This is a genomic window from Demequina silvatica, from assembly GCF_000971215.1.
GTDB classification, from domain to species: Bacteria; Actinomycetota; Actinomycetes; order Actinomycetales; family Demequinaceae; genus Demequina; species Demequina silvatica.
In genome coordinates this window covers 324584-340329 of the sequence record NZ_BBMA01000005.1, presented here as the reverse complement: position 1 = coordinate 340329, position 15746 = coordinate 324584, and the positions used below count along the sequence as shown (strand labels likewise).

Sequence of the window (15746 nt, the reverse complement as noted above, 5' to 3'; positions counted from 1 at the left end):
CCGGACGCTGACACCAGCAACGGATCTCAATCCGACACGCGGGCGGTCGAAGGCCCGAACCGCTCGACACGCCTGCAACCCAGGACGCGATCCGTTGTCAGTGTCGATGGGGTCGAGGGGTTCCGAATCGGACATAGCGGACGTACGCTGAGAGCCGTGCGTGCATTGCGAGACCGATGCTCTCGATTCGTCTGATCGGTCAGCCCCGGTTCGTGCGCGACGGCCTGACCCTGCCTGGCCCGCGTGGGGCTAAGTGCTGGGCGCTTCTCGCCAGGATCGTGCGCTCGCCCGACCCGGTCTCCCGTCAGCAGCTGGTGAACGAGCTCTTCTCGGAGGCCGACGACCCGATGGGCGCGCTCCGCTGGGCGCTCGCCGAGCTCCGCCGTCGCATGGGCATGCCCGAGGCGCTGCTGGGTAATCCGGTGGTCGCCGGACTCGGCGGCGACGTCGAGATCGACGCGGATGTGATCGCCGCAGGCATCCTGCCCGATCCGGCGCCCCGCGGCGAGCTGCTCGAGGGCATCGACGTCCAGGCGTCGCCCGCGTTCGACACCTGGCTCCTTGTCGAGCGTCAAAGGGTTGCCGGCGAGGTCGTGGGTGTCCTGCGCAAGGAGACGTTGCGCGCGATGTCCGCGCACAATTACCCGCGCGCCCTGAGCCTCGCCTCGGCGATGGTCGACACCGCGCCCCTCGAGGAGGGGCCGCACGTCATGCTCATCAAGGCGTTCATGGCCTCGGGCGATCGCGTCTCCGCGCACCGCCACGTGGCCGCCACGGAGGCGGCATTCCTGCGCGAGCTCGGCGCCCCTCCCAGCCCGGCTCTCAGCGCCGCCGCACGCCCGGCCGTCACCCCCAACACCGCGGGCGTCTCCTCCGTCGCCACGGCCGAGTCGCTGCTCACCGCCGGTCAGGCCGCGGTGGTCGCCGGCGCGAGCGGCAGCGGCATCGCCACGCTGCGTGGTGCAGTCGCCGCGGCCGAGGGGGCCGGCGACCCCCGCCTCGAGGCCGCCTGCCTGTTCGAGCTGGGCAGCTCTCTGGTGCACGCGGCGCGCGGCTACGACGACGAGGGCGCGATCGTGCTCGACGCCGCACGTGAGGCCGCCACGCGCGCGGGGGAGCAGGAGATCGCCGCCAAGGCGCTCGCCGAGCTCGCCTACGTCGACGTGCTCGCCGCCCGGCGCGACTGCGCCGTCGAGGGGCTCGCGCTCGCCTGGGAGGTGGCGGAGCCGTTCCCGCGGGTGCGCGCGGCCGTGGCGTCCTACGACGCCGTGCACCTGTCCGACTGGGGACGCCTGGACGACTCCTTGGAGCGCTTCGACGAGGCGATCGACCTGTGCCGGGAGACCGGCAGCGTGCGCCGCGGCATCTGGGCGATGTCCCATGCCTCGCGCACGGCCTACCTCGCCGGATGGCTCGCGGCCGCCGAGCGCTGGGCCAAGGAGGCGCAGCGGCAGGCGCAGAGCGAGCGGTGGACGGCGATCCGTCCGTGGCCGGAGGCATGGCATGCCCACGCGCGTCTGGCGAAGGGGGAGAGCCCGGCCGCGGTGCGGGCCGACCTCGAGTCCACCTATGCGCTGGCGCGCCAGCTCGAGGACCCGTGCTGGGAGGGCGTGGCGGCCAAGGCCATGGGCCTGACCTTCGTCGCGGAGGGCGATCCCGCCGCCGCGCTGCCGTGGCTCGACCATGCGCGCACCGCCTGTCGTCGCATCAACGACTCGTACAAGTGGCTCGAGGCCGAGGTCCAGGTGACGGACGCGGAGGTCGCGCTCGGCCTGGGTGACCGCGACCGCGCCCACGCCCACGCGGAGCTCGCGCTTCAGGTGGCGGCGCGCGGCGACATGCCGTTGCTGCTGGTGCGTGCCGAGGACGTCCTCGCGCAGCTGCGCGGCGCCGTCGCGCAACCGGCCTAGCGACCGAAGGCGCCGCCAAGAGCGCCGCGAAGGTCCTGGTAAAGCACCCATTGCAAAGAACTTTGCGAATGTGGCCTGCGTCACACGACCCTTCACACGCGCCCCGAGCACTCTGACATCGACACCGAACGAACGCATCGGAAAGGAGGGTGTCATGTCCATCCAGATCACCGCAGACCTCGGCCCCACGCTCGTCGAGGAGGGCACCGCGGCGCACCGGTCGGAGCTCGAGCAGATCGCCGCAGCGGTGCGCGAGCAGGCACCCGGCACCGCCAGCGCGCTCGTCGACTGGGCCGGCACCGAGATCTCCCGCCTCCGGGCGTGGGCCGTGGCCCGCTCGCTCCTCGCGGAGCGCGTCTCCGCCGCCGACCGCGAGGCCTTCCGGCTCGTCGCCTAGGCGTCCGGCCCCACCGCACCGCCACCACACGTAGAGCAGTTGAAGCAGAGAAGGATCCCCAGATGTCCGCCACCACCATCAGCCGTTACGGCACCGAGGGCGTCGCCGCCCCGGCCCCGTCCGACCTGGTCGACCGCGCCGGAGACTCGCTCCGCGCCGTCGCCGAGAGGTTCGCAGCAGCCTCCGCCCGCCGCCGCGCGCGCCGCGCCGAGCGTCGCGCCAGCCGCCTGCCCGCAGCCGACGCCGTCATGCAGACCATCGGCGACTCGTTCGCCCTCGGCGCCTTCGGACGCCTCCAATGAGCGTCGCGTCCGCCACCCTCGCACCCGTCATCGAAGTGGAGTCCCCCATGACCGCCACCGCACCCGGCTTCGAGCTCCCCACCCCGCGTGAGCTCCCGCACCGGAACGTGCTGGACCTGTTCCGCCGCCACCGCGGCACCGACCGCCAGGAGCGCCACCGTGCACGCGTCGAGCACCGTCGCCAGATGCACGACCTGCACGAGCGGGAGCTCCTGCACGACCCGAGGGCGCTGCGCGCGCTGCACACCCTCGATTCGGGCGGCATGAGGCCGTTCATCGTCACCTGACACCGCGCACCGGATCTCGCCGGGAGGCGACGTCCACGCAGGTGCGCATCAGGCGGGGCGCGAAGGCCCGATCTCGCCGGGAGGCGACATCACCACCTTCCGTCCCAGCGCCGTTCCCAGGGGACGATGCGGGGGTCACCCGACCGCCGCATCGTCCCCTTCGCCGTGCCTCAGGACGGGCGGCCCCCGCCCGGTCCGCCGGGGGCGTCGCCTCCGCTCGGCGTGGTCGCTGTGTCGATCGGCACCGTGAGCGAGGCCGTGTAACCGTCCGTGCCGCCCTTGACCGTGCCGAGCTGGTGGACGCCGCCGTCGTCGCCGAACACGTTGTCGGTCGCGAGCGTCAGCTGCGCGAGGTTCGCGGCCGAGCCGTCGTAGTCGGGCAGGGCGTAGGTCGCGTCGAGGACGTTCTGCGGGAACGCCATCTGCGAGGTCGCGATCGCCTTGGTCGAGTCCTCGATGTCGTCGACGCTCGGATAGACCTCGAAGTGGATGTGGGTCCAGCGGCCCGCGTAGCACCCGGGCACGACGGAGGTGAAGGTGACCGCGCCGTCGTCGTCCGTCACCTGGACGCCGCGCAGCCACGTCTCCTCGGTGACGCCGTCCGAGTACATCGAGTACAGGCCGTCAGCGCTGCAATGCCACGCGTAGACCGCCGCCCCGACCAGCGGCGCCCCGCTGTTTGCCATGTCGAGCACCGTGAACGTGAAGTCGAGGGGGACGCCGGGTACGGGATCGCCGCCCGCCACCGAGGAGCGGATGTCGCGGCGGACTATCCCGGACTCCTCGAGCACGTCGGGCCCGTTCGAGCCGTCGCCGGGGTACGGGCCGGCGGTCTCGTCGGGGATCTCCGTGAGGCCGCCGGAGGCGGTGGACGATGCGCTGGTCGCGTCGGTCCCGGGCGTGCAGGCGGCGAGGACGGCGGTCCCCGCGCCGAGCCCGAGCAGGGACAGGGCGCGCCTGCGGCTCACGAGGGTGCGGAGGTCGAACGCGATGCCCTGGTCGACCACCTCCTCCTCGGGGCGGTCGAGCAGGCGGCCCTCGTAGGCGGGGCCGGCCGGGGTCGGTTCGGGTGCGGGGATGCGTGCCATGGGGCCAGTGTGGCCGCTGAAACTCCAGGTGCGCTGGGAGCTCTCGCACGGGCGCATGCCTCGCAGTCCCCGTTGTGTGCCACAATGGCCCCGATGCGTACCGCGATCATCATTCTGTAGCGCGTCGGGCCGACCCCCGACGCGCAGCCTCCCGCACCCCTGGGAGGCTTTTTTGTTGGGGACGCGGGCCACGCCGAACTCGAGGAGCTGACCACGATGACGGATCTCACGGTCGAGATCTACGACACGACCCTGCGCGACGGCGCCCAGCAGGAGGGCATGAACCTGTCCGTCGCGGACAAGATGGCGATCGCGCCGCTGCTCGACGAGCTCGGCGTGGGCGTGATCGAGGGCGGCTGGCCCGGCGCGGTGCCCAAGGACACCGAGTTCTTCGGGCTGGTCGCCAAGGAGCTGAGTTTCAGGAACGCCCAGTTCGCCGCGTTCGGCATGACCCGTCGCGCCGGCACCACGGCGGCCTCGGACCCGCAGGTGCGCGCGCTGCTCGACTCCGAGGCGCCGATCATCACCCTGGTGGCGAAGTCGGACATCCGTCACGCGGAGCGTGCGCTGCGCGTCTCGGGCGACGAGAACCTCGCGATGATCGAGGACACCGTCGCGTTCCTGGTCGACGAGGGCCGCCGCGTGGTGCTCGACGCCGAGCACTTCTTCGACGGCTACCGTTACGACCCCGAATACGCGGTGAAGGCGCTGCTCGCCGCCGAGCGAGCCGGCGCATCGTCCCTGGTGCTGTGCGACACGAACGGCGGCATGCTGCCGGACGACGTGACGCGGATCGTCACCGAGGTGCGGGCGCGCACCGGCGCGCAGCTGGGCATGCACGCGCACAACGACTCGGGCTGCGCGGTCGCGAACTCGATGGCGGCCGTGGCCGCCGGCGCGACGCATGTGCAGGGCTGCGTCAACGGCTACGGCGAGCGCACCGGCAACGCCGACCTCATCGCGGTCGCCGCGAACCTCGAGCTCAAGCGCGGCGTGGTCGCGCTCCAGGGCGACGGGCTCGCGGAGTCGACCCGCATCGCCCACACCATCTCCGAGATCACCAACATCGCGCCGTTCGCGCGGCAGCCCTACGTGGGCGCCTCGGCGTTCGCGCACAAGGCCGGCCTGCACGCGTCCGCGATCAAGGTGGACCCTGACCTCTACCAGCACACCCAGCCCGAGTACCTGGGCAACGACATGCGCATGCTTGTCTCGGAGATGGCCGGTCGTGCGTCCGTCGAGCTCAAGGGCAAGGAGCTGGGCTTCGACCTCGCGGACAAGCCCGAGGTGCTCGGCCGGGTGACGGACCGGGTGAAGCACGCCGAGGCGATGGGCTACACGTTCGACGCCGCCGACGCGTCCTTCGAGCTGCTGCTGCGCTGGGAGCTGGGCGAGGCGCCCAAGTACTGGGAGACCGAGACGTGGCGCGTGCGCGTGTCCTCGGCGCCGGGCAACCCGCGCGACGCGGACGCGGAGGCCGTGATCAAGCTGCGTGCCGGCGGCGGCCAGCGGTTCGTCACGGTGGGGGAGGGCAACGGCCCGGTCAACGCGCTCGACCACGCGCTGCGCACCGCGCTCGCGGGCGCCTACCCGGAGATCGAGCGGTTCGACCTCACGGACTTCAAGGTCCGCATCATGGACGCTGCCCACGGCACCGACGCGATCACGCGCGTGCTCATCACCACGGTCGACACCGAGACGGGCACGCAGTGGCGCACGGTCGGAGTGGGGCCGAACGTGATCGAGGCGTCGTGGGAGGCGCTCACCGACTCCCTGTTCTACGGCCTGCTCAAGGCCGGGGTGACGCCGCACCCTTAGGAGCAGGCCCGCCCCTCGGGTCGGGACGCTGAGTCCTCGAAGTCGGGCGATCGGGCGCGGTTCGGGACGCTGAGTCCTCGGTGTGCTTCGGGCCGGGTGCGCCTGGGCGCCCTGGCCCCAGGCCCCTGGCCCCAGACCCCGGGCCGAGCGGCGCCGGAGGACTGAGCGTCCCGAAGTCGCGGGAAGGACGCGATCCCGAGGACTGAGTGTCCCGAGCAGGCGCGCGGACGGGGGAGAATCGACACCATGCACGGCGAGTACAAGGTTCCTGGCGGCAAGCTCGTGGTCGCGGATGTCGAGCTCGACTCCGCGGGCGACGTCATCGATCGGGTGGTCATCTCGGGGGACTTCTTCCTCGAGCCCGCGGAGGCGATCCTCGACATCACGCGCGCCCTGAACGGGCTGTCCGCCACCGCGACGGTGTCGCAGATGGCGACCGCGGTGACGCGGGCCGCGGAGAGCGCGCAGTTCATCGGCTTCACGCCGGAGGCGGTGGGCATCGCGGTGCGCCGCGCGCTCGGACACGCGACCAGCTGGCACGACCACACGTTCGACGTGATCCACGACGAGCCGCGCGACCCGTACATGCAGATGTCGCTCGACGAGATCCTCTCCGAGGAGGTCGCTGCCGGGCGCCGCGGACCCACGCTGCGCGTGTGGGAGTGGGGCTCGAACGCGGTCATCATCGGATCGTTCCAGTCGTGGCGCAACGAGATCGACGACGAGGGCGCCGCCAAGCACGGCATGACCGTGGTGCGGCGCGTCTCGGGCGGCGGCGCGATGTTCGTGCAGCCCGGCAACACCATCACCTACTCGCTGCACGTGCCGACGTCGCTGGTCGAGGGGCTGAGCTTCGAGCAGTCGTACGCGTTCCTCGACGACTGGGTGCTGGGCGCGCTGCGCGAGCTCGGCATCGAGGCGACCTATGTGCCGATCAACGACATCGCCTCGCCCGCGGGCAAGATCGCGGGCGCCGCGCAGAAGCGTTACGCCGCGGGCGCCGTGCTCCACCACGTCACCATGGCGTACGACATCGACGCGGACGCGATGCTCGAGGTGCTGCGGATCGGGCGCGAGAAGCTCTCCGACAAGGGCACCAAGAGCGCGAACAAGCGCGTGGACCCGCTGCGCAGCCAGACCGGCATGGACCGCGGCGACGTGATCGACGCGTTCCTCGACCACTTCCGCTCGCGCTACGCGACCCAGCCGGGTGGCGTGAAGCCCGAGGAGCTCGAGGCGGCGCGGGAGCGCGTCGAGTCGAAGTTCGCGACCGAGGAGTGGCTCAAGCTGGTGCCGTGACGGGCCCGCGGCTGCGCGCGGGCCCGCGCGCCTAGGCCCGAGCCGCCACTAGGCCGCGACCCCGAAAAGCGAGCCGATCCCGTACGTGATCGCCATCGCGATCGAGCCGCCCACCACGTTGCGCACGATCGCCCGCAGCCGCGGCGCGTGACCCAGCCGCGCGGACACCGTCCCGGAGATGGCGAGCGCGACCACCACCACGGCGAACGTGAGCGGCGCCTTGAGGTCGTGGGGCGCGAGCACGGCCGTGAGCAGCGGGAAGATGCCGCCGAGCGTGAAGGCGCCCAGCGACGCGAACGCGGCGTGCCACGGGTTGACCAGCTCGTCGGGGTCGATGCCCAGGTGGGCGCGCGCGTGCGCCGCGAGCGGGTCGAAGGCGGTCTGCTCGATCGCGGCCTGACGCGCGGTCGCCTCGGACATGCCGGTCTCCATGTGGAGACGCGCGAGCTGGTCGAGCTCCCACTCGGGGCGGTGGTCGTGCCACGCCTTCTCGCGCTCGAGCTGCGCGCGCTCGGCGTCGCGCTGGCTGGACACGGACACGTACTCGCCCACCCCCATCGACAGCGCGCCGGCGGCGATGCCCGCGACGGCGGTGGTGAGGATGACGCTCGCGTTGTCCGTGGCTGCGACCACGCCGACCAGCAGGGCCGCGACCGAGACGATTCCGTCGTTCGCGCCCAGCACCCCCGCGCGCAGCGCGTTGAGGCGTCCGGAGACCGCGTCCTCGTCGGGGAACGATGCGGTGGGGTGGGTCTCCGATTGCGTCACCCGACAAGCGTAGGAACGTGGGCGTCCGTTCCGCCAGCGAGTGAAACCTTCCCTAACTTTTCCGCGCCGCCCCCAGCCCGCGCATCGTCCCTGGTGGACGGCGAGACCGGAGGTCAGTCCTCGCGGACCTCGCGCACCTCCACGGGGATGCGCAGCGCGCGGCTCGCGCGCTCGGCCCACACGATCGCGTCGCCCATGCTCGCCGCGTCGATGAGCCAGAAGCCGCCCTGCTGCACCGAGTTCGTCAGGTACGTGCCGACGGTGGTCTCCGCGCCGTGGTCGTCGGAGGCCACCACGCGCGCCTCGGTTGCCGGGCCGAACCCCGCGGCGGTCACCCACGCGCCGTTGTCGCGCATCTCCTCGTTGAGCGTCTCGACCTCGGCCATGATCTGCGGAAGGTCGTCGGGCGGCGGCGCCGTGGTGTCGAAGTACATCGCGAGGTGGAAGCGGGGCATGGACCCTCCTTGGTCTCGCCCCCCTCGGCGGCACCGTGCCTGGCGACCCCGCCAGTCTCACACCGTTCGCGGGCGGGCGCGACCCGGGCACGCCCGCCGGAGGCGCGTCACACCGCCGGGCGCGGCCCCATGATCGCGGTGCCGACGCGCACCATGGTGGCGCCCTCGGCGACGGCCCATTCGAGGTCCTGCGACATGCCCATCGACAGGTGCCACGCGGACCCGAGCCCGACGGATCCGCGCTCGGACCGGATGAGCGCCTGGTCGCGGATCTCCCGCAGTCGCGCGTAGCCGGCGCGGACCTCATCCTCGTCGCGCGAGTTCAGCCCGATGGTCATGAAGCCGGTCACGGTGAGCGCGGGCAGCGCCTGCACGGCGGACGCGATCGCGAGCGCCTCGTCGGGGTGGACGCCGGCCTTGGACTCCTCGCCGGAGACGTTGACCTGGATCATCACGTCCATCTCGCGCTCGGCCTCGAGGCACAGGCGGGACAGGCGCTCGGCGAGCCGCGCGTGGTCGACGGTCTGCACGCACTCCGCGAAGCGCACCGCGGTGGCGGCCTTGTTGCGCTGCAGCTGCCCGATCACGTGGACGTGCGCGCCCGCCGCGGCGAGCGCCTCGCCCTTCGCGTCGAGCTCCTGCATGCGCGACTCACCCACCAGGATCCCGCCGGCCCGGACCACGGCGGCCGCCGCCTCGGCGTCCCACGTCTTGGTCGCGACCAGCAGGCGCACGCCCGACCCGGCGCGCCCGGCGGCGGCCTCGGCGATGTGGACGCGCGCCTTCACGTCCGCGATCGCGGCGGCGTAATCCCAGCCGGCGGGGGAGGGGGAGAGGTCCATCAGGCGTCCTTCGCGATCGGGGCCGCGACCGCGCGGGTCACGGCGATGAGGTCCGCGGGCGCGAGGCCGATGTCGAGGCCCCGCCTCCCGCCCGAGACGTACACGGTGTCCCACAGCTCGACGGTCTCGTCCACCGCGGTGGGGTGCGCGCGGCGCTGGCCGAGGGGCGAGATGCCGCCCACCACGTACCCGGTCGCGCGCTCGGCATCCGCGGGCGGCGCCATCTCCGCCTTCTTGCCGCCCAGGGCGTGCGCGAGCGCCTTGAGGTCGAGCATCCCGCTCACGGGCACGATCCCGACCACCAGCCGCCCGTCCACGTACGCGCACAGCGTCTTGAACACCTGGTCCGCGTCCACGCCGAGCGCCGCGGCCGCCTCGAGGCCGTAGCTGAGGTCGGAGGCAGGGTCGTGGTCGTACGGGTGGAGCGTGTGCGGCACGCCGGCCTCGGCGAGGGCGTGCACGGCAGGCGTGGCGCCTCCGGCGGCGTGCTTGCGGGACATGGCTTCATTGTGGACGATGCGCCGGCCGGGTCTCGCGCGGCCCCGCGCCCGGGTACGGTTTCCGGGTGACCGAGACCCTCACCGATGTGCACATGTGGACCGACGGCGCCTGCAAGGGCAACCCTGGCCTGGGCGGCTGGGGCGTGTGGATGAAGGCCGGCGGCCACGAGCGCGAGCTGTTCGGCGGCGAGAAGGTCACCACCAACAACCGCATGGAGCTCACCGCCGTCATCGAGGGCCTCAAGGCGCTCAACCGGCCCTGCCAGGTCACCCTCCACGTCGACTCGCAGTACGTGAAGAACGGCGCCCAGACCTGGATGAAGGGCTGGAAGCGCAACGGCTGGAAGACGGCCGACAAGAAGCCGGTGAAGAACGTCGAGCTGTGGCAGGCGCTCGACGAGCAGCTCCAGCGCCACGACATCACCTGGGTGTGGGTCAAGGGCCACGCCGGCGACCCCGGCAACGAGAAGGCCGACGAGCTCGCCAACAAGGGCGCCGCCGCCGCGCGCTGAGCATCCCCCAGGGACGATGGTCCCTTCTCCCGCCCCCTGCGCGTGCCTAGCGTCGTGAGTATCGGGGCCGCCTCCCGGACGTCCCCGGACCCAATGGAGGGGGCGCGTGATGCGCAGGCTGCTCATCCTCGGAGCCGGCACGGCGGGCACCATCGCGGCCAACAAGCTGCGGCGGATGCTGGACGCGGACGACTGGCAGATCACCATCGTCGACCAGCGCGGCACGCACTATTATCAGCCGGCCTTCCTGTTCATCCCGTTCGGCCGGTACCGGCCGGACAAGGCGCGCCGGAAGGCATCGCGCCTCATTCCGAGCGGCGTGACACGCGTCGAGGGTGAGATCGACCGCGTCGACCCCGACGCGCGGCGGGTGGCGCTCGCGGACGGCACTGTCCTCCCGTACGACTACCTCATCATCGCGACCGGCACCTCGCCCCACCCGGAGGAGACGCCCGGCATGGAGGGCGACTGGCACGGCGCCGTCCACTCCTTCTACACGTTCGACGATGCGGTGGCTCTGCGGGGCGCCCTCGCGGGCTTCACCGGTGGTCGCCTGGTGGTGCACATCTCCGAGATGCCCATCAAGTGCCCGGTGGCGCCGCTCGAGTTCACGCTCCTGGCGGACGCGCACCTCCGCGAGCGGGACATCCGTGACAAGGTTGACATCACGTTCGTCACCCCGCTCTCGGGCGCGTTCACCAAGCCGGTGGCCTCGGCCGCGTTCGGCGGGATGCTCGACGAGCGCGGCATCGCGGTCGAACCGGATTTCATGGTGGAGAGCATCGACGCCGAGGCGCACCGGCTGGTGTCCTACGACGAGCGCGAGGTGCCGTACGACCTGCTGGTGACGGTGCCGGTCAACAAGGGCGCGGCGTTCGTGGGCCGCTCCGGGCTGGGCGACGAGCTCGACTTCGTCCCCGTCGACCCGCACACCCTGCGCCACGCCGCGCATCCCGAGATCTTCGCCGTGGGCGACGCCGCCGCGGTGCCCACGTCGAAGGCGGGCGCCGTCGCGCACTTCGAGCTCGACGTGTTCCCCGAGAACTTCGTCCGCATCGTCGCGGGCGAGGAGCCGGTCGAGAGCTTCGACGGCCACGCCACCTGCTTCATCGAGTCGGGGGCGGGCAAGGCCATGCTCATCGACTTCAACTACGACACCGAGCCGCTGCCCGGCATGTTCCCCGTGCCGGCGCTGGGCCCGCTGCCGCTGCTCAAGGAGTCCCGGTTCAACCACTGGGGCAAGCTGGCCTTCGAGCCCCTCTACTGGTCGATGCTGCTGCCCGGCCGGCCCCTTCCGCTCCCCGCGCACATGTCGATGCGCGGCAAGCGCGTGCCTTCGTAGGAGGAGACATGAGCACCACCACCCTCGCGGGCCGCGAGATCCACGTCGACGCGGAGGGCTTCCTCACGGAGTACGACGAGTGGGACGAGGCCCTCGCCGCGCAGCTCGCGGACCAGATCGGCGTCGCGCTCACGCCCGAGCACTGGGACGTCATCCGGTTCCTCCGCGCCGACTACGCGGAGACGGGCCAGACCGCCACCACGCGGCGCGTGCAGGCCGTCGGCGGGTTCCCCGTCAAGCAGCAGTTCGTGCTGTTCCCCAAGAAGCCGGGCAAGAAGATGTCCTACATCGCGGGCCTGCCCAAGCCCGCCGGATGCGTCTAGGAGGCGCGCCATGACCGACACCCAGCCGCGGATCGTCCCCGACTTCGGCGACGACACCGAGACGGACCGCAAGCTGGTCCTCATCTGCTCCAAGGGCAACCTCGACATGGCCTACCCGGGCCTGGTGCTGGCGAACGCGGCACTGGGCGAGGGCATCGCGGTGGACATGTTCTTCACCTTCTGGGGCTTCGACATGATCGCCAAGGACCGCCAGCGCAAGCTGCGCTTCAGCCCCGTAGGCAACACCGCGATGCACCTGCCCGTGGGCGGGCGCATGCCGCAGTGGCTCTCCCCGTTCCCGGGGATGACCTGGGTGGCCACGAAGATGATGAAGAAGCAGATCGACGACCTGGGCGTGCCGCCGGTGGACGAGTTCCTCGATCAGATCGTCGCCTCGGGCGGGCGCCTGTGGGCCTGCAGGATGAGCGCCGACATGCAGGGCCTCACCATGGAGGACCTCCGCGAGGACGTCGAGGGCATCATCACCGCCGCCGACTTCATGGACCTCTCGGAGGGCGCCCAGACGCTGTTCATCTGAGCGGCCGGCGGCTCAGTCGTCGGCGCGCAGCCGCACCTCGTGGAGCGTGGCGCGCTTCGGATACGCGGTCGCCTCGCGCGGCCCGCGTGGGAACTCCCACAGATCGAGCATGAGCTGCAGCGGGTAGCTGAGCACCTGGCGGCTCGCGTAGACCTCGACGCCGTCGACGGTCACGCGCACGCCCTCCGCGTCCCATGCCGCGCCGTACGTGTGCGGCTCGGTCGCGTCCATCGCGAGCGCGACGTCGCGCACGTCGGTGGTGAGCCGCGGGTCGTGGTGCGCCTTGATGCCGCTATGGACCAGGGACGATGCGGGGGTTACCTTGTCGCCGAAGACCTCGGCCACGCAGATCTCGCCGGAGTCGTCGGGCCCTGTCGACTCGTGGCCCACGAGCCAGATGCCGAGCATGCAGGTCGGGTCGGCGGTCGCGGAGGCGACCACCTCGACCGCCCCCGACCTTTGCGGCGCCCACAGCCGGCGCATCGTCCTCTCCGTCACGACGCGAAGGTCGCGGCCGATCCGGTGCTGTCCCACGCCCGACCCGAGCGGGCCGGCGAACTCCCCGGTCTGGAGGTGGGAGACGCGGAAGTCGCCGTCGAGAGGGCGCCAGGCGTGCTGGTCGTGCTCGATGAGCAGCTCGAGGCCCGCGGGCGTGAACCGGTACCGCGCGCCCGACCGCTCGGGGGTGGTCCAGTGGGGGAGGTAGTCGGGGATCCACAGCGAGTCGTCGAGCGGGTCGCCGCGGAAGCCCTCCGTGCGATCCCAACGCGGCTCCATGGGCCCTCCCGTGTCCATTTCGAGCCTACGCGTGCAGTCGCGCCGACTGAGAAACTTGTAGATACAACTAAATTGGCGTACGGTGGTGCCGGAGGCGCCCGCAGCGGGCGCCGCAGCCACCCGAAGGACGAGGACCATGACCGTGCAGCCCGTGGAGCAGATCTTGAGCGCCGAGACCGCGATGGGGGCGGTGACGCTCCGCGTGGGCGACCTCGAGCAGATGTCGGGCTACTACTCGCAGGCGTTCGCGATGGAGCCCCTCGAGGAGGCGACCCGCGGCCGCGAGGTCCACCGCGTGCTGGGTCGCGGCGAGACGCCGCTGGTGAGGCTGATCCACACCCCGGACCTGCCCGGCGTGGACCCGCGGCAGGCGGGCCTGTTCCACACGGCCTTCCTGTTCGACACGCCGGGGAGCCTGGCCGCCACCGTGTACCGAGCCGCGCAGGACCCCCGCAGCAGGTTCGCCGGGTCGAGCGACCACCTGGTGAGCGAGGCGTTCTACTTCACCGACCCGGAGGGCAACGGCGTGGAGCTCTACACGGACCGGCCCCGCGAGACCTGGCGGCGCCGCGGGAACGTCATCGAGATGGGCACCATCTACCTCGACCCCAACGACTACCTTCAGCGCCACCTCACCGAGGAGTCGGTGGTCGCCGGTCCCGCGCTCGCGGGCGCGGTGGGTCACGTCCACCTTCAGGTGGGCGACGTCGCGACCGCGCGCGCGTTCTACGTCGACGCGCTCGGCTTCGAGACCACGCAGGCCGACTACCCCGGCGCGCTGTTCGCCTCGGCGGGCGGCTACCACCACCACATCGCCATGAACGTGTGGAACAGCAGGGGAGCGGGCCCGCGCGCCGCGAGCCTCGGGCTCGGCGACGTGTCGATCACGCTGCCCGGGCGCGAGGACCTCGACGCGCTGGCGGTCCGCCTGCGCTCCCGCGGCATCCCCTTCGACGCCGACGGCCGCTCCGTCACCGTCACGGATCCGTGGGGCACGCAGGTCACGCTCGCGCTGCCCGACCTGTCGACCGACGAGCTGCTCGCGCGATGACCGTCATCACGCACGCGGTGCGTTCCGCGCCGGACCCGGCCCGCGCATCGTCCCCCGTGCTGCTGCTGTTGCACGGCTTCGGGTCGCACGAGCAGGACCTGGTGGGCCTGGTGCCGCACCTGGACACGCGCCTGCCGTGGGCGTCGTTGCGCGCGCCGCTGCCGGCGGGCGCGGGAGCGGCATGGTTCCCGATCGTGAAGCCCGGCAGCCCCGACGAGGCGCCCGTGGTCGAGGCGACGGACGCGATCTGGGCGTGGGTCGACGCTCAGCTCGGTGCCGACGCGGCGGTGATCCCGTTGGGCTTCTCGCAGGGCGGACTCATGGCGAGCCAGCTGCTCCGGACGCGGCCCGACAGGGTGCCCGCGGCGGTGGTGCTCGGCGGGTTCGTGCTCGGCGCGGCTCAGCCCGGGGACGAGACGCTGGGCGAGACCCGGCCTCCCGTGTTCTGGGGCAGGGGAGCGGAGGACCTGGTGATCGCGCCGCACGCGATCGAGCGGACCGCCGCGTTCCTGCCCGTGCATGCGGCGCTCGAGGAGCGCGTGTACCCCGGTCTCGCGCACGGGATCGACGCGGCCGAGCTCGCCGACGTCCGCTCGTTCCTCGCTCGCGCGGTGGAGGGCGCGGCGGAGTCCGCGACAGCCTGAGCGGGCCCCGTCAGGCCGCGGCGACCTGCCGCAGATTCTCGATCGACGCGAGCAGCCGCGCGCGCAGGGCGGCGCCCCTCGCCGCGAAGTCGCGCTGGCGGCTCGCGTACTCGCGCTTGCCCTCGGGCGTCTCGACCTCGATCGCGTCGAGCCCGAACGCGCTGACGTCGTACGGCGAGGCCTGCATGTCCACGCGGCGCACGTTGAGCGCCAGCGCGAACGCCTCGAGCTGCAGGCTCGACGGGACTGCGGGTGCCAGCTTGGTCGCCCACTTGTAGAGGTCCATGGTCGCGTGCAGGCAGCCCGGCTGCTCGAGCGCCACCTGGGTCTCGCGCGTGGGCTGCAGCGCGTTGAGCGGCACCGCCTCCGGGGTGAAGAACCGGAACGCGTCGAAGTGCGAGCAGGCGATGGGGTTGGCCTCGACCACGGCGTCCGTGCCCGCCTGGCCCAGGCGCAGGGGGAGCGGGTGGCGGATCTCCTCGCCGGCGCGGTAGGCCATGGCCCACTCGTGCAGACCGAAGCAGCCGAAGCGTGCGGGGCGGTCCGCGGTGGCGCGCAGCAGGCGCTCGATCTGGTCGAGCCCGGCGCTTCGCGCCTCGAGGAAGGCCACGGCATCCATCTCCGTGCGGCCGGCGGCCGTGCGGTAGAAGCGCCAGGCGGCGTGCTCGGGCGCGTCCTCGAGGACCACGCCGGGGCCGGGATGCCAGCGGCGCAGGTGCGCGGGGCGCGTCGTGTAGTACTCGAACAGGAAGTCCTCGACCGCGTGCTTCTCGCCGCGGTCGCGGCGCTCGCGATGGCCGGCGGTGAGCGCGTCCGCCGCGGCGGCGTGGGCGGCGGCGAGCGGCTCCCACTCGGCGCGCGCGAGCGTGGGGGAGCCGAGGATGGTCATGGCA

19 protein-coding genes are annotated in these 15746 nt (G+C 72.3%); 12 read left to right on the top strand and 7 right to left on the bottom strand.

All coding sequences use genetic code 11. The features are described from left to right. Positions 1-278 precede the first annotated feature (278 nt). The 4 genes from AOM05_RS09225 to AOM05_RS09210 all read left to right on the top strand — a co-directional run bounded on the left by AOM05_RS09225 (position 279) and on the right by AOM05_RS09210 (position 2896). Complete coding sequence (locus AOM05_RS09225) at positions 279-1910, top strand: AfsR/SARP family transcriptional regulator (protein ID WP_062521479.1); 1632 nt, start codon at positions 279-281, stop codon at positions 1908-1910. A gap of 154 nt (positions 1911-2064) precedes the next feature. Further along, complete coding sequence (locus AOM05_RS09220) at positions 2065-2307, top strand: hypothetical protein (protein ID WP_062521477.1); 243 nt, start codon at positions 2065-2067, stop codon at positions 2305-2307. A 62-nt stretch (positions 2308-2369) separates the two neighbouring features. Further along, positions 2370-2609, top strand: a complete 240-nt coding sequence (locus tag AOM05_RS09215) for a hypothetical protein (protein ID WP_062521475.1) — start codon at positions 2370-2372, stop codon at positions 2607-2609. Positions 2610-2656: 47 nt separating this feature from the next. After that, positions 2657-2896 carry a hypothetical protein gene (locus AOM05_RS09210; RefSeq protein ID WP_156165124.1) on the top strand — a complete coding sequence of 80 codons (240 nt, stop codon included), beginning with the start codon at positions 2657-2659 and terminating at the stop codon, positions 2894-2896. A 170-nt stretch (positions 2897-3066) separates the two neighbouring features. Here AOM05_RS09210 and AOM05_RS09205 read toward each other — a convergent pair whose 3' ends face one another. Next, the gene (locus tag AOM05_RS09205; RefSeq protein WP_062521471.1) at positions 3067-3984 is read right to left on the bottom strand and encodes a dioxygenase family protein; all 918 of its coding nucleotides are present in this window, start codon (positions 3982-3984) and stop codon (positions 3067-3069) included. Positions 3985-4200: 216 nt separating this feature from the next. On the opposite strand from AOM05_RS09205, the gene cimA reads away from it, so the two are divergent. Together cimA and lplAB are read left to right on the top strand one after the other, a co-directional pair. After that, positions 4201-5802: a citramalate synthase gene (gene cimA, locus AOM05_RS09200; protein WP_062521469.1), complete on the top strand. Its 1602-nt coding sequence runs from the start codon at positions 4201-4203 to the stop codon at positions 5800-5802. Between the two features lie 246 nt (positions 5803-6048). Continuing rightward, entirely contained in the window at positions 6049-7101 is a 1053-nt protein-coding gene (gene lplAB, locus AOM05_RS09195) for a lipoate-protein ligase LplAB (RefSeq protein ID WP_062521467.1), read from the top strand. A gap of 48 nt (positions 7102-7149) precedes the next feature. Here the strand turns inward: lplAB and AOM05_RS09190 are convergent, their stop codons facing one another. The 4 genes from AOM05_RS09190 to ybaK form a co-directional block, all read right to left on the bottom strand. After that, positions 7150-7869 (bottom strand): VIT1/CCC1 transporter family protein, encoded by a 720-nt coding sequence (locus AOM05_RS09190; RefSeq protein ID WP_062521465.1) that lies wholly within the window; start codon positions 7867-7869, stop codon positions 7150-7152. Positions 7870-7982: 113 nt separating this feature from the next. Continuing rightward, positions 7983-8324 (bottom strand): YciI family protein, encoded by a 342-nt coding sequence (locus tag AOM05_RS09185; RefSeq protein WP_062521462.1) that lies wholly within the window; start codon positions 8322-8324, stop codon positions 7983-7985. Between the two features lie 107 nt (positions 8325-8431). After that, the gene (locus tag AOM05_RS09180) at positions 8432-9166 is read right to left on the bottom strand and encodes a YggS family pyridoxal phosphate-dependent enzyme (RefSeq protein WP_062521459.1); all 735 of its coding nucleotides are present in this window, start codon (positions 9164-9166) and stop codon (positions 8432-8434) included. After that, positions 9166-9666: a Cys-tRNA(Pro) deacylase gene (gene ybaK / locus AOM05_RS09175; protein ID WP_062521456.1), complete on the bottom strand. Its 501-nt coding sequence runs from the start codon at positions 9664-9666 to the stop codon at positions 9166-9168. The genes AOM05_RS09180 and ybaK overlap by 1 nt, the downstream gene beginning before the upstream one ends. A 65-nt stretch (positions 9667-9731) precedes the next feature. On the opposite strand from ybaK, the gene rnhA reads away from it, so the two are divergent. From rnhA to AOM05_RS09155, 4 genes are all read left to right on the top strand, one after another. Continuing rightward, complete coding sequence (gene rnhA, locus AOM05_RS09170; protein WP_439644561.1) at positions 9732-10178, top strand: ribonuclease HI; 447 nt, start codon at positions 9732-9734, stop codon at positions 10176-10178. A gap of 109 nt (positions 10179-10287) precedes the next feature. Beyond that, on the top strand, positions 10288-11520 hold the full coding sequence (sqr, locus tag AOM05_RS09165) for a type III sulfide quinone reductase, selenoprotein subtype (RefSeq protein WP_062521453.1): 1233 nt from the start codon (positions 10288-10290) through the stop codon (positions 11518-11520). An 8-nt stretch (positions 11521-11528) separates the two neighbouring features. Further along, a complete protein-coding gene (locus AOM05_RS09160; RefSeq protein ID WP_062521451.1) occupies positions 11529-11843 on the top strand; it encodes a TusE/DsrC/DsvC family sulfur relay protein in 315 nt (104 codons plus the stop codon). Between the two features lie 10 nt (positions 11844-11853). Further along, positions 11854-12381 carry a DsrE/DsrF/DrsH-like family protein gene (locus AOM05_RS09155; protein WP_062521449.1) on the top strand — a complete coding sequence of 176 codons (528 nt, stop codon included), beginning with the start codon at positions 11854-11856 and terminating at the stop codon, positions 12379-12381. A gap of 12 nt (positions 12382-12393) precedes the next feature. Here the strand turns inward: AOM05_RS09155 and AOM05_RS09150 are convergent, their stop codons facing one another. Further along, complete coding sequence (locus AOM05_RS09150; RefSeq protein WP_169746740.1) at positions 12394-13158, bottom strand: glycoside hydrolase family 16 protein; 765 nt, start codon at positions 13156-13158, stop codon at positions 12394-12396. A 136-nt stretch (positions 13159-13294) separates the two neighbouring features. On the opposite strand from AOM05_RS09150, the gene AOM05_RS09145 reads away from it, so the two are divergent. Then, the gene (locus AOM05_RS09145) at positions 13295-14209 is read left to right on the top strand and encodes a VOC family protein (protein WP_062521445.1); all 915 of its coding nucleotides are present in this window, start codon (positions 13295-13297) and stop codon (positions 14207-14209) included. Continuing rightward, complete coding sequence (locus AOM05_RS09140; RefSeq protein ID WP_062521443.1) at positions 14206-14853, top strand: alpha/beta hydrolase; 648 nt, start codon at positions 14206-14208, stop codon at positions 14851-14853. Before AOM05_RS09145 ends, AOM05_RS09140 begins: the two co-directional genes overlap by 4 nt. A 10-nt stretch (positions 14854-14863) precedes the next feature. Here AOM05_RS09140 and AOM05_RS09135 read toward each other — a convergent pair whose 3' ends face one another. Beyond that, on the bottom strand, positions 14864-15742 hold the full coding sequence (locus AOM05_RS09135) for a hypothetical protein (protein WP_062521440.1): 879 nt from the start codon (positions 15740-15742) through the stop codon (positions 14864-14866). Positions 15743-15746: the final 4 nt, after the last annotated feature.